Source organism: Shewanella sp. P1-14-1 (assembly GCF_001401775.1).
Taxonomy (GTDB): Bacteria; Pseudomonadota; Gammaproteobacteria; order Enterobacterales; family Shewanellaceae; genus Shewanella; species Shewanella japonica.
This window is the reverse complement of record NZ_LKTL01000031.1, coordinates 1-14,807: the sequence shown is the minus strand read 5'-3', so window position 1 is coordinate 14,807 and position 14,807 is coordinate 1. Positions and strand designations below refer to the sequence as shown.

The 14,807-nt window shown below is 41.7% G+C and carries 7 protein-coding genes and 4 tRNA genes; 4 read left to right on the top strand and 7 right to left on the bottom strand.

Annotation, left to right across the window (positions count from 1 at the left end; all coding sequences use genetic code 11):
• Window positions 1-244: 244 nt before the first annotated feature.
• The 4 genes from AN944_RS18565 (at window position 245) to AN944_RS18550 (ending at window position 781) form a co-directional block, all read left to right on the top strand.
• Window positions 245-321 (top strand) — tRNA-Arg (locus tag AN944_RS18565).
• Window positions 322-359: 38 nt separating this feature from the next.
• Window positions 360-435: transfer RNA gene (locus tag AN944_RS18560), tRNA-His, on the top strand.
• 30 nt (window positions 436-465) lie between these two features.
• A tRNA-Pro gene (locus AN944_RS18555) sits at window positions 466-542 on the top strand.
• A 162-nt stretch (window positions 543-704) separates the two neighbouring features.
• A tRNA-Pro gene (locus AN944_RS18550) sits at window positions 705-781 on the top strand.
• Window positions 782-905: 124 nt separating this feature from the next.
• Here the strand turns inward: AN944_RS18550 and AN944_RS18545 are convergent.
• From AN944_RS18545 to AN944_RS18515, 7 genes are all read right to left on the bottom strand, one after another.
• Entirely contained in the window at window positions 906-2,828 is a 1,923-nt protein-coding gene (locus tag AN944_RS18545) for an EAL domain-containing protein (RefSeq protein WP_055026141.1), read from the bottom strand.
• Window positions 2,829-2,836: 8 nt separating this feature from the next.
• Complete coding sequence (locus tag AN944_RS18540; protein ID WP_080917533.1) at window positions 2,837-3,436, bottom strand: transglutaminase-like cysteine peptidase; 600 nt, start codon at window positions 3,434-3,436, stop codon at window positions 2,837-2,839.
• A gap of 135 nt (window positions 3,437-3,571) precedes the next feature.
• Window positions 3,572-4,168 carry an OmpA family protein gene (locus AN944_RS18535; RefSeq protein WP_055026139.1) on the bottom strand — a complete coding sequence of 199 codons (597 nt, stop codon included), beginning with the start codon at window positions 4,166-4,168 and terminating at the stop codon, window positions 3,572-3,574.
• On the bottom strand, window positions 4,168-5,589 hold the full coding sequence (locus AN944_RS18530) for a TolC family outer membrane protein (protein WP_055026138.1): 1,422 nt from the start codon (window positions 5,587-5,589) through the stop codon (window positions 4,168-4,170). The genes AN944_RS18535 and AN944_RS18530 overlap by 1 nt, the downstream gene beginning before the upstream one ends.
• 25 nt (window positions 5,590-5,614) lie before the next feature.
• Window positions 5,615-6,997: an HlyD family type I secretion periplasmic adaptor subunit gene (locus AN944_RS18525; protein ID WP_055026137.1), complete on the bottom strand. Its 1,383-nt coding sequence runs from the start codon at window positions 6,995-6,997 to the stop codon at window positions 5,615-5,617.
• The gene (locus AN944_RS18520; protein ID WP_055026136.1) at window positions 6,994-9,171 is read right to left on the bottom strand and encodes a type I secretion system permease/ATPase; all 2,178 of its coding nucleotides are present in this window, start codon (window positions 9,169-9,171) and stop codon (window positions 6,994-6,996) included. The genes AN944_RS18525 and AN944_RS18520 overlap by 4 nt, the downstream gene beginning before the upstream one ends.
• Window positions 9,172-9,260: 89 nt before the next feature.
• On the bottom strand, window positions 9,261-14,807 hold a 5,547-nt coding region (locus AN944_RS18515), incomplete at its 5' end, for an Ig-like domain-containing protein (protein WP_055026135.1).

Genomic DNA, 14,807 nt, shown 5'->3' with positions numbered 1-14,807 from the left:
TTTATGCTAACTACCCACACTTGAGTATATGAAGCTTGAGCAACAAAGGGAACTATTAGTTAGTCCTTTAGGCTGAAATATGAAAATATCTCTTTTTAGCAGCTAAGTATTAGACGTTTATTTTGAAAATTGCTTAAAAACCTCACAATTTACTCAAAACTTGAGCAAACGAACAAAAAAGTTTTAAACAAAGGTGGACGTGAAGGTGATTTATCCCTATTATGTGCGTCGCTAACCAAGACGAGCGCCCATAGCTCAGCTGGATAGAGCGTACCCCTCCGGAGGGTAAGGCCGAAGGTTCGAATCCTTCTGGGCGCACCATTCGGTAAGGTCGTTTGTTAGCAAGATTGAAATCAGTGGTGATTGTAGCTCAGTTGGTAGAGCCCCGGATTGTGATTCCGGTTGTCGTGGGTTCGAGCCCCATCAGTCACCCCATTCAATCTACATTCTATTTATAGAATATCTCGGTGATTAGCGCAGCCCGGTAGCGCATCTGCTTTGGGAGCAGAGGGTCAGAGGTTCGAATCCTCTATCACCGACCAAATTTTTGTATTCCAATTAGTGATTTATTTTTGATCCTTTCAAATTGGCCTACCGTATTAATTTACAACTTAGTGATTAGCGTTTATTGATTACGTATCACTCACTCTATTAGAGTGGAGCTAAGGCTTGCCTTGTTAGACTCAACATATCAATACGATTTCCGGTGATTAGCGCAGCCCGGTAGCGCATCTGCTTTGGGAGCAGAGGGTCAGAGGTTCGAATCCTCTATCACCGACCAAATAAACAAAAAAGCCACTCTTTGAGTGGCTTTTTTGTGTCTGATATTCAGTCAGCTTAAATCTCATGTTGGCTAAAGTCATAAAAAAGCCACTCAGTGAGTGGCTTTAATAGCAGTAAACAGCTTAAAAGGTAATTGCGATAGGCGGAGCAATAAACCCTTGATATGCATCTAAGCGCATTGAAGTAAATCGCTCGAGCTGCTCTTGCTGTTGTATACCTGTCACGATAACTTGGATATCTAAGCCTTTGGCGACATTTGCTAAGGCGCGACATAGCTCAGTATTATGTTGGTCATCTTCCATGTAGGCAAAAGATTGATCGAGTTTTACATAGCTTGGACGTAGGCTTTGTAAGTAGCTCATTGAGCCAAACTGGCGACCAAAATGGTCAATACCAAACTTGGCGCCATTATCTCTGATAATGTTACACAGATTTTCGCAATTATCTAAGTCGCTATACACACTGGCCTCAGGGATTTCAAAGCAGATCCTTTCAGGGAATGCGGTATTACGCAGTAAACCTTGTAGCCATGAATGGAAATGCGGGTCACTGATACTCTGGAATGTGAGGTTAATCGCTAACGGCTCATAGTTTCGCTCAAGCAGGCGGTTATCAATCACGGTTTCAATGAGGCATTGATCCATTAAGGTACCTAAAGACAGTAACTCCACATAAGGCATAAATTGACCGGCATGTTGAAGTTTATCGTTAACCATCAACTGACAATATACCTCACGCTGACAGACTTCTTCGTTTTCAGTTAGTAAAACGGGCTGCCATCTAAATTGGAATTTTTTGTTTTTAATGGCATCAGTGAGGTTATCTCGCCATTGTTCGCGGCTAAATAGTTGATGCTCATTGGTCTCAAACCAATGGAATACCTTGTTGTCTTTTAATGATTTTTGCAGCGCATTATCAGCCTGAGCCAAAATATCACTGACCGTCATGTGCCCTGTACGTTCAGCCACACCAATTGCGAAACCTTCATTAGGCTTACAGCCTGCTTTAGAAATTTCTTTATTCAAGGTTCTTAGTAAGGTCTGTAAGTACTTAGTGAGTTGATCGTGTTCTACATCCGTGACTAGAAAAGCGAATTCATACGCAGCAATTCGGGCAATGACGGATGGGGATACCTCGTTTAAATGATGCTCAAGTTTTTGTGATAATAACTTGATGGTTTCATCACGAACTTGATAGCCATACTTACTGTGTACTTCTTCTAGCCAATCAAACTTAGCTAAAAATATGGCGCCACTACTCGGCTCACCTAACCAGCCATTTATTCGACTGACCATGTATTGTCGATTCGGTAAGCCAGAAACTTGGTCAACTAAATTCTTTTTACGTAGGGCTGATACTTCTTCATCTAATGAGCTAAAGACTTGTTTTAGCTGTGCAGACATACTATTAAATGCGCCGACTAACTCTTGTAGTTCTTTAGTTTTTGGCGCTGGCATATCAGGGCCAAACTGACGGTTTGCGACCTTTTTAGCATGTTCTGATAGTGCGTGTAATGGCTTGAGAATGTAGCTTAAGCCAAAACGTGCGCAAACGATGGCAAGTAAAAATAGAATTGAAAAAATGATAATTGTATTAGAAATAATGCGCCAAAGCTCATGGTAACCAAAGCCTGGGTGGGCGGTAATTTCAATTTTAGCGAGTTGTAACCAGCCAGAAGTGATAACACTTTCTTTAGTGATGGTCGTAAACAAATCTAAGTCGATAAACCATTGAGGCACGCCTTCGATACGAATGGCGTTATTCCAAACTTGTTGTTTACCGTCAACCAGCCAAGTCAATTTGATTTGCTGATAATAACCGCCTTCAAAAATGACATTCACTAAAGTTTCAGCCGCAACGTCATCGCCACTTTCTAAAGCAGGCACCAGCATAATACCAAGAGAGTGACTGGCATTGTTGAGATCTGAATCCATTTGCTTAACGAGAAAGCTTTGGGTTTCTGTAAATTGAACATAACCTAGACTGGTTATAACCAATAAAAATAAACCAAACAGTAACGCATAGATTTGACGAAAAAGGGTCATCTTGGCCACTACTCCATTTTTTGTTTGGGCTGCCGTAACCGGTCTATGCCCAACCTTAATTTTAAATCATTCCATTTTTCAAGACGCGAGGAAGAGCCCGCAAGCACACCTCGTCCTTTCTCTTTATTAAGCCATAATTGCTTACCATTGAAGCTGTAAACAGGCAGCAAATCATTTCTTTTGGTAGCAGGCTTAATCACTGGATCTAAATTATCTAGCACCAATGGGATTGCCCCAGGGGTTTCATAATAAGCTAAGACCATATGGTATTGGTTTACAGATGTTGCTTTAACCATAGTAATGCGTAACTTATCTTCAGCAATACCAACCTGAAGGAGCGTAAAATATTTGGCGATGGAAAAGTCTTCACAGTCGCCTGCATTGACGCCGATAAACTCCATAGGGGAGGCCCAATAATTCGACTCCCCCCAGACTTTATTATCATCGACAAATTTAAATAAATTAAAAAAGCTATTCACTTTTTCAAGCTTGGCTATATCGTCAAGGTTTTGCGCGTCATTGACGATTTTAAACCAAGCTTTAGCACGCTTTCCGGCGCGTTCACCGTATTGATCTGATAAGGCGCTGATCGTTTTCTGTGCATCCATTGTTGCCGGAGCTGCTGCGTAAAGCCCCGACACAATGAAAATAGATGCCAATAATGGGTAACGGCAAGCTCGCGTAACACTTTGTAATTGCGAATAACCCTGCTTTGGCAAAAATCAGTTCCTTACATTAAAAGCTTATTGATCAACCGTGTATATGTGCCACTTCATATCTGTTCTTTGATCATCGCCTGTAACTTCAGCAATAACACGTCTGTTTGCTTCATTTGCTTCAGGCGTACCACTTAAATCAATTGGCTGATCATAGCTGTAGCCAATTGCCGTTAAACGTGATCTATCGATATTGAAGGTATCAACTAAGACATTCACAACATTATCAGCACGCGCTTGTGAAAGCGTTAAATTGTGCTCATATGTTCCAGTTTTACTGCAATGTCCCTCTATAGTCACAACCGTATTTGGGTATAACTTCATCAAGTCAGCCACTTCTTCTATTTGTTGGTAAAAGCGTGTGTTGATATGATCTGAGTCATTTTCAAATAAAATCTCTAACTCTTGGCGTTCGTTGATTTCGCTAATTGTTGGGCAGCCATAATTATCTATGCCTGCGCCAATGACGGTATCTAAACAGCGCTCACGTGCCACAATAACGCCGTCTTTATCGTTATCGTTTAAATCGAATTGCTGCTCAGTTGGGCTGTCTGCGGTGACGATATCACGCATTGAACAGCCCACCGTTAGTGTCATGCTGAGTAGTAAAATGAGGTATTTCATTATTTTACTCCTCCTTCGTAGTCACGTTCGCCTTGCCAAATATCTGGTCGAGTAACACGTAATGAATCTAGTAACTGTCCAGTTGCATTCAATAAGCGATATTTTGCAATCGTTTCATCATATTCTGTTTGTAGATAGTCCTGACGGGCTTGATAAAGTTCGTTTTCAGTATCAAGTAAATCTAACAAGCTACGTTGCCCTAGGTTAAATTGCTGAGCATAAGCAACTTGAGTATCTTTTGAGGCAATAACATGATCACGAATATATTGCTTTTGCGGCGCTAACATTTCATAAGCATTCCATGAAAGGTGCACACCTTCAACGACTTGACGATGAGCACGTTGGCGAATTTCTTTCGCTTCGTTAATTTTGTAGGCAGCTTCCTTTTCTCGTGCGAGATCTTTACCGCCAGAGAATAAGTTGTACTTCACTCGAACCATACCAACCAGATCATTACTGTAACCATTCACATAAGGGTCAAGTGTGGTTCCTGTGCCATAACCATCTTCACCATCAAGGTTATTATTCCAGTTACCGTTTAATTCTAATGAGAATTTTGGATAGTAATTAGATTGTGCTGAACTGCGCTCACTATCGGCGGCTTTGATATCACTACTTGCCGATTTTAAAATTGGGTGGTTGTCTTGGGCCATGATGACACTCTCTGCGATGTTAGCAGGGAGTAAATCTATATCAGGCACAGGAACAACTAGGTTTTCAGGTGCAATTTCAACGATGCGAATATATTGGGCTCTTGCATCAGATAGATTGTTTTTAGCTGACATCAGATTGGCATTTGCACGAGCCAGTCGACCAGAGATTTGCGATAAATCAGCAATCGAGCCTAAACCTGAATCAGTACGTTCCTTAATTTGCTCATAAATTTCTTTATGGCTATTTAAGTTTTTCTCTGAAAGCACCAACAGTTGCTCAGCTTTAATGTAATTCATGTACACTTTACTAACTTCGAGTGCGATATCTTCTGCAGCGGCGAATAACGCCCATTGCTCAGAACTCGCTTCGAAAGAAAAACGGTCAACTTCACTACTTGTATAAAAACCATCAAACAGCATTTGTTTGATACTAAACCCTGCTTCACCTCGTTCAAGTTCCATGACGCCTTCATCCAGATTGTCATTTCCTGGCTGTCTTTTACGACGAGTTGAAGGACTGTCAGTTTGTTCCCATCCATAGGCCCCTGTTAAATCTACAGTTGGCATATACCCAGCAATGGCTTGGTTAACTTGTTCTTCGCGTGCTTTAAAACGGTTAAACGCAATACGAAGCTCAGGATTGGTATCCAGAGTGTGTGCAACAGCCTGCTCTAACGATTGTGCGTTAAGCAAAGGCGTTGCAAAAATTGCTGACATTGCCAATGCGAAGATACTTAATTTACTGCATTGGTTAATGTTAATTTTCATGTAAAAAACCCTCCCGGTTTTTTGGCTAATTCTCTCTAAGTGCTGTTTCTTTTGCCCGTAATATCGGGTTCAAAATGTACTCAAGGATAGTTCTTTGCCCGGTAATGACGTCCACTGATGTGAGCATGCCGGGAATAATTGGCATCTTTGTGCCATCGCTTTTTGTTAAATTCGATTCTTCAGTTCTGACACGTATAGTATAGAAGCTATTGCCTTCTTCATCTTGACTGGTGTCTGCACTGATATGTTCAACAGTGCCTTTAAGGCCGCCGTAACGGGTAAAATCATAAGCAGTGACTTTGACGACAGCGGGTAAGCCTGGGTGCAAAAATGCAATATCTTGTGGTGTAATTTTAGTTTCGATTAATAGCTGATCTTCTGAAGGTACGATTTCAATAATCTCTTCTCCGGGTTGAACTACGCCACCTAGAGTATTGATATGTAATGTTTTAATGGTTCCGTTTACCGGCGAAGTAATCACAGCTTTATTAATTTTGTCAAAAGCACCAATTTGGGCTTGGTTCATACGAGAAAGCTTAGTTTGCATCTCGTTTAAACTGGCACGTAAATCAGCAGCATAAACGAATACAGCTTCACGTCGTTTTAAAATTGCCTCATCCATCGATGCCTTTAGCTTAGGGCGCAATAAGCGCATTGTTTTTAATTCACCTTGGATGTCGTTGACCGTGCGTTCGAGTTTAAGTAACTCAACTTCGGGTACAATCCCTTTTTGGGCTAATGGTTTCGTTAATTCAAGCTCACGAGAAATAAGCTGGTAACTTTTAGTTAGCGTAGAGATTTTAGACGTCAGCTCTTCTGTTTCTTGTTGGCGCTGTTGTATTTGACGCACCAAAATTTCCAGTTGATTGGTAAGGTTGTCAAGACGGCCTGAGTATTCTGCTTGCTGGTTTTTAACTAAGTCAGGTTCTTGTTCAATAATTTCATCAGAGAACACTAAAGGTTGTTTGGTGATTTTGACTTGTTCTCGCCAGTTAGACGACATATCAGAAATAACGATGCTATCAAGTTCAGTGCGCATGCGTATAACATTGGTTTGTAAGCTATACACTTCTTGTTCTTGTTGGGCAAAGTCTGAACGAAAACGAATATCATCAATTTTAACTAGCGGTTGCCCTTTAGTGACGATCATTCCTTCTTGAACATATATCTCTTGCAGTACACCGCCATCGAGACTATCAATAAGTTGAATTTGAGAGGAGGGGATTACTTTTCCCATTCCAGATGTCACTTGATCTAACTCAGAAAAATAAGACCAAATAAAGAAACATAAGGTCATGGCTGCCAGTGACCATATGATAAGACTATGGCCACGAGGGGAGTCTGTCATCATGGCGCCATAGACATCATCAACCATCTCTAAGTCGTGATTCGATAATTTATTACTCATGAGGCACGACCTCCTGCAAGTAATCCATTATTGAGTTTTTCTAAAATGCTGTCTTTTGGCCCATCAGCTATTACATGGCCTTTGTCTAAGACAATAATGCGATCCACTAAACGCAATAAATGCATTTTATGGGTAATCAGTAATAGTGTGCGGTCTTTACTGACATGTTCCATTGAACGAATAAATTGTTTTTCTGCTCGTGCATCTAGGCTAGCAGTAGGTTCGTCCATTAATAATACTGGCGGGTCATTGAGTGTCGCTCGAGCAAGAGCCACAGTTTGTCGTTGGCCACGACTGAGCGATAAGCCGCCTTCACCAACTTGTTGATCTAAGCCTTCTGACTCAAGGTTGGTAAACATACTGACCCCAGATAGCTGCACCGCTCGGATCAGTTGATGTTCGGTGACTTGACGAGTTCCAAACAAGATATTGTCTTTAATTGAACCATGAAATAAGGTGACATCTTGCGGTAAGTAGCCAAAGTTACTGCGTAAGTCACTTGGGTGAATTTGACCTGAATCTAATCCGTCATATCGAAGGCTGCCCTGTGTTGGTTTATACAGACCAACCAGCAGTTTTGCTAAGGTACTTTTACCTGAACCATTGCGGCCAATGATGGCAATTCTCTCACCTGGCTTAATGTGCACAGAAAGTGGGTGTAAAACCGGTTTTTCAGCTTCTGGGAAAGTAAATGCGACATTATCCGCGTCAATTTTACCTTGTAAGCGCTGTTTACTAACGAGGTGGCCTTTGTTTTCAAATTCTTCTTCTTGATTCATTACTTCATCAAGTTGTCGCAATGAGCTGGCTGTTTGATTGCCTCGCGTAATCAGACCTGCTAACTGTGCCATGGGTGAAATCGCTCTGCTTGAAAGCATCACCGCTGCAATGATGCCACCCATTGAAATTGCATTATCAGCGACGCGGTAAACCCCTAATATAACGACGCAAACCACGGTGAGCTGTACAATAAAATTAGCAACATTACTGACTGAGTTTGTTAGTTTTTTTGATTTTAATTGCCAGTTAGCAGTATGGCCTATCATCTGCTGCCAGCTTTTTTGAACAAGCCCTTCAGCACCATTGGCTTTAATTGATTCAAGAGCTGTAAGGCTTTCAATTAAATGACCATGTTTGAGGCTTGAGAAACGGTTACTTTCTTCAATAGCAGCTTTGAGTTTGGGCTGAATAAAGAGCGTAAAACCAATAATGATAATACCGCCTATTACTGGAATGACGGCTAGGTCTCCCGCCACAATATATATAATGGTCACGAACAAGAGTGCAAAAGGTAAATCAACCAATGTGGTAATGGTTGCTGAGGTTAAAATTTCACGAATACTATCGAATTCACTGAGCTGTCGAGCCATACCGCCGACACTGGGAGAGCGTTTTGATAGTGGGATTCCAATGGCTTTGGCAAATAACTTTGAAGACACAATAATGTCGACTTTTTTACCAGCTATATCAATCAAGTAACTACGAAGCTGACGTAGAATTAAATCAAACAAATAGGCGATTCCTGCCCCAATCGCTAATACCCATAAAGACTCAAATGCTAGGTTGGGTACCACTTTATCATAGACATTCATGATAAATAGAGGGGATACCAGTGCAAACAGGTTGACTAATACTGAAGCGATTAATGCGTCTCGATAAATGGGAGCAGAGTCTTTAATACTTTGAATTAGCCAGTGAGTGCTATTGTCATGGATATGAACATCAAAGCTGTTATCTCCACGAAACTCCTGCTTCACAAGAAATAAATAACCCACATAAAGGGTTTCGAGTTCTTCTACTGTGAGGGTTTCTTGTCCGCCTGTTTCTGGCAATTGAATAGTGACTTGATCCGCATCAATATCAATTTTTCGTAAAATACAGGCTTTTTTATCTTTCAATAATAAAATACAAGGTAGCAAAATATCCGAGATTTGATTTAAATCTTTACGGGTCAATTTTGCAGATAAACCGCCACGAGAAGCGGCTTGTGGCAGTAACTCTGGAGTAATGACAGCACTAGTCAATGGTAAGCCTGCCGCAAGTGAATCACTTGAGCAAGGCGAACCAAAATGTTCAGTCATTAACACAAGACAATCAAGCAGGGGATCGACAGTTGTTCGCTGTGAAGCCGAAATCGTCCACTGTTCTTGTTGGTCAGACGCAGTTGCTGGCACTTATTACTTATCCTTTGTAATTATAGTTTTGTTAAGCACAATGTGCAGACGCTAACATATTACTACGTAGCGTCAACAAATTGTTGTATTTAAGGAATAATATTACCATCCAGGTTATTTTCCAATGGATCGATTGCTGCAGCATTTTGTGCGGGTGCGTTATCTGATGTATCGACGATTAAAGCGCCGTCATCTAGCAGTCCGTTAATGATTTCGCCATTAGCTGAACTACCGTAGATGTCAGTTAAATCGACACCGTTTAGCACGATTTTTTGATCAGCAGTGCCATCTAGATTAACGTCGACATCAATAGTGGTATTGTTACCGTCGTAACTGAAGCTCAGCATGTCTTCTAAGTTAGATAGATCTTCATTCACCAATAAATCGCGTAAATCTAAGCTATCTTTACTTGTGTCGAAGTCAGTGATTGTGTCACTGCCGGTGTCATTGGCATTCCATGCGAAGGTGTTACTTCCTTCACCGCCACTTAAGACATCATCACCTAAGCCACCGATAAGCAAATCATCACCTAAACCACCGATAAGCATATCGTTACCTTCACCGCCAATGAGTACATCATCACCGGCTCCGCCCTCAAGAATCGCGTCAGCAAAGTACAAGCTGCCTGTTGCTCCTGAGTTTCCATCGGAAATATACGTACCAGTTTGGATGGTTCCGTCACTTAAGGTAATCGTGAATGTCGCACCAACTAAACTTGCGCCAGTGTCACTACCTAAATTATCGGTATCAAACGCAAACCAGAATTCATCTCCGTTCGTGAAGTCTCCTGCCGTAAATACTGCGGTCAGTGTGCCGCTATCTTGCGTCATATTGGCAAAGATATTTGAATCACTGTCATTAATGCCAACGGAGTCAGTTCCTTTTACTAAATTAGACTGACTGACGTCTACTATCGCATTGGTATCTCCTCCACCTCTGAGATTAATTTCTATTTGGGTGATAGATATTCCTGCAGCGAGCAATGCTGCTTCAAAACCGAACTGGTTGGAAGCATTATAGGTATCTCCTGATTTCACTGTTGCTTTAATCAAAGAAGATGCCGGATTAACAGCAGTTGACGTCGCAATGATAATATCGTTTTCTGCTGTACCTGTGAGGACATTGGAATTTTGATAATCAATGGACACTTCAGCTGTGTCACTGGCACCATTGCCTGTTAAAGTATATTCAAAAGAATCTTCATCATTTGCGGCAGTAACAGTGACAGCGTCGTTTGCTAATGAAGCATTGGTTCCGTTGACACTTGTTACCTGAGCATCGCTTGGCGTTGCATCTCCATGGGTTAAATACTCAGTTGCAATCGTGATATTACTGCCTTGAGCTTGGTTAGTAATGACATTATTTACATTGGCATCGAGTGAAGCGTAGTAATCGATATTGATAGCTAGGTTCAATGTATCTGAGTCACCATCGTTATCGATAATTGTGACTTCGATATTTTCTTGCTCATTAAGAATGTTTTCTGTCGAATCAATAAAGTAACTATATTCACCAGTTGAGAAATCAATGGTGAATGTCGCGCCAAGCGCAGTGGTGATAACTTGGATCGGATCTGCCATATTAATCGAGTAAGTCGTGTTATCGACAACGATTTGGTTAACATAACCGCCATCGGCACCAACTAATACACCCGTAGAGCTAGTACCGAGAATACCTAAACTGCCACTAACGGCATTGGACTCGAAATAATCAAGAATTGTATTCGTTAAATCGTCAGCATCGTTAACTTTGATCGCATGCTCTTCTTCTGTTATTTCAGTCGTTTGAGGGTAAGAAATTGGGTAAATTTCATCTAAATCTGCATTGCCAATACCGATACCGAATGAAATATCATAATAAGTATCAAGGTAGCTTTCCCAGTTACTCTGTAAAGTTCCATCAATATTGTGTCCACTTGAAGGCACACCGTCAGAGATAAAGTAAACAAAGCTTTGGTCTGCTGGTGGTAAGACAACATTCGACATCACTTCATTCAAGGCGCTATCGTAATATGTACCACCGCCAGCTTGTAATGCATTTAAGTAATTAATGGCGCTATCGATATCATCAATTAGCCAGCTAGAATTACTAACAGAATCTGAGTAAGCAACAATTTGAACATTCACATTACCCGTTGAGTCGACCTCATTGATAAGTGCTGTTAATGATTCAATTGCTGTTTCTAGGTAAGTTTTACCATTACCTGCACTGTTGTCCATACTGCCTGACACATCTAATACTAAGGTCAAGTTTGTTGTGATAGGTGCAGCACTTGCTTGCAAGTTCTGCTCAATATCATTCACCATCGGCTTATCATCAGTAATTGATACCGTTAAAGTGGCACTGCTCGTGTCACCTACACCGTTTTCGATGACGTAATTGAAGTTCTCTAAAACATCGTTACTGGTTGTATTTGTAGACGTTAATTCATACTGATAGTCACCTGCTCTAAAGCCGTTGCTATCATCGGTGTAAACGGTTAATACACCATCAGCTGTCGTTATTGAGATAATGCCATTGACAGGTACGACACCTTCAATACTTGTTATAACAGTGCTACTACTAACACCAGAGTCATTATCAAGTAAGTTTCCGGTTGCAATGTGCGAATTGGTTCCTTCTTCAGTACCACCTGCCAAACCTGCTTCGGATACAATAGCGGCATTATTTTCAGCAAGTGGGGTTGAATCTTGGTTTACAGTTAATATCGCTGTACTTGAATCACCATCAATATCTGTGAGCTGGTAAGTAAACTCCTCACTAGAAATTACACCATCACCAATGGAAGAAGCTGTGATTGCATTAAGGCCATATGTTGTACCTGAATTTGCTGAAAGTACCAGATATTGGAACGGCGAGCTGGTAGAGATATTAAGGCTATTACTATTCGTTGTACCTGTCTCTACTAGATTGCCATCTGCATCATAAACGGTCCAAATGACGCTTTCAGAGTTACCGACATTGGTTAAGCTAATGTCTAACGCATTGAAAGGAGCTTCAGAGCCAAGGTCAATGACAAGTTGTTCACCATTGCTAATGGTAGAGTTGCCGACTCCAATTCTAGAGCCATTATCTCCGACATTATTACCAGGCACTCCTAAGCTATTAAAGTTAAACGATGCCCCACTACCAAAGCCATATAATGAAACCCCATTATTATTGACCAAGTCATTGAATGATAAGCTATCAATAATCGTATCAGTTTGGGTTGACTGGTATTGATAACTACCATCTTGGTTGATGGTGAGTACACCTTTATCTGTGGTGATAGTCAGGTTTCCATCAGCATCAAAACCGCTATAAGTCACGTCACCAAACGTCACACTTGTTATCTGTGCACTATCAGCGCCAAGGTTATCAATACCGGAGCCATCGGTTCCTGCTGCCGTGATGACATCACCAAATGCTAAACCACCAAAGCCAACATGGTCTGTATCATCTTCAGCTACAGGAGCTGTATCATTTACATCAATTGATACTTGGGTCCAAGAAGAGGCACCAGTTCCATCGGTAGCTTGGTAATAGAAACTATCAACCAGTGTATCGCTACTTGTATGGTCGAGGTTTTGTGGTGCTTCATACGTATAGCTTCCATCGCTATTAATTGTGATGGTGCCACCCAGTGTGGTAGTGAAGCTTTGTCCTGCTTGTGTCGCATCAATACTATCGACGTCAGAGTTGCTAGGAGCAAATCGAGTTACTGATAAGCTGTCACCTTCAGGATCTGTGTCATTGATGAGTAGATCTGATGCACTAAATAATAGCGATTCACCTTCAAGTACTGCTAATTGATCTGCAACTGTTTCTGGCACTAAGTTAACACCAACAATGTTGATGGTAACTGTGGCGGTGTCGACAGCGCCATATTCATCAGTTAGCGTATATGTAAATGTATCAGTATCTAATTCACCTGCAGTTAGACTGTCGAATGCACCATTAACATCATAGGTGTATGTCCCGTCAGCATTAATAATGAGTTTAGCACCGCTAGTAAGCGTAATCTCTTGCCCGTAGACGTATGCGTTACCGTTGACATGACTGATGTCAAAGTCATGGTTTTGCGCATCACTATCATTAGCAAATAACCCTTCAGAAACATCGCTAATGACCAAGGTTGAATCTTCTTGCACAACGTACGCATCGACTAATGCAGGGCCTGTAACGGTAACAGAATCTAAATAGTAATCAGATGAGTCTGCGAGTGCTGCGCCGCCGTTGGCTTCGCTAATTGTTGGCGCTGCTTCAAAGACTAATTGGTCAAATACTAGGTTACCGGTATTGATGGTAAAACTACCTGTTGTACCGGTTGAGGTTGTGAAAGTTTCAGAAGCCACTAATTGGCCATTATAGTAAGCGTACCATGTACCTTGTTCACCACTATTTTCATCAGCGAACATACGTGAAACGCTAAATTCTGCTTGATTAACAAGACCATTGAAATCAATGATTATGGCTTCAGATGTGCCTGTTTCAGAGTCATATTCAATTTGTCCTGAAATTTGACCAGCAGATCGTGGCGAGCCAGCTACGCCTATGTGGTTATTATCGGCATTGACTGAGATTGCGCCAACGCTGCCATCAGCATTTCTTGCGCTGATAGTAAAGTCAGCTTCTCCATCTGCATTTACTGGGCTTACCCAGTTATTGTCTGAGTCTGCTGACGTTGTGAATATGGTGCCAACAGCATCATCAACGGCATCAACTGTGTTATCTGCAATGGTGAGGTTTTCACTATCACCGGAACCTAAGTTACCTGATAAATCTGTGTAGGTATCGTCATTCACTGTGATGCTAGCAGGGCCGCTGTAGCCATCAGTTGGAGTGAATGTGGCTGTCCAAGTTTCACCGCCATCATTTGTAACGAGATTAGTAAGTGTACCACCCGAAACAACGACATCATCAACTAAGTTAAAGTTAGTGACTGCCTCACTAAATGTAAATGTAACCAGGGTAGAAACACCAAACTCAAGAGTGGCGTCTGCGACAGTGATGTCTAATGTTGGTGCGGTCGAATCTAATTCGTCAGTATCATCTGCACTAACAGTATTTCCATTACGATCTTCAGCAGAAGCATCGACGGTGATATCACCATCTGCTAAACCAGAGATATCGACACCTGAAATTGTATAGTTACCGTCATTATCAACGGTTACACTAGTCACTACTTGCACTGCGCCAGTGATATCTGTGAGAGTCAGCGTTACAGTGCTTCCTGGGGCTACATCGACAGTGCTACCAGAAATATTTGCTGTTTCAGTTCCATCATTAACCGTTAAGGCGACAGTGATAGAGCCGTCAGTGACATCAAGGTTTTCAGTGTCGTTGGCAGACAGGTCGTTGCCGTTGCTGTCAGTCGCGGTTGCCACCACTGTGATGTCGCCATCCACAAGTGTTGATAGGTCAACGTTATCGACAGAGTAAGTGCCATCTGCGTTTACTGCCACATCAGTGATGGTAATTGCAGTACCCGCAATATCGGTGATAACCAGAGTGACTGTACCGCCAGCTGGAATATCTTGTGATGTACCAGTGATGTCACCTTGGTTAGATGCATCAATCACTAAGTCTACTGTTAGCTCAGCATCAACAGCATCAAGGTTTTCAGTGTCGTTGGCAGACAGGTCATTGCCGTTGCT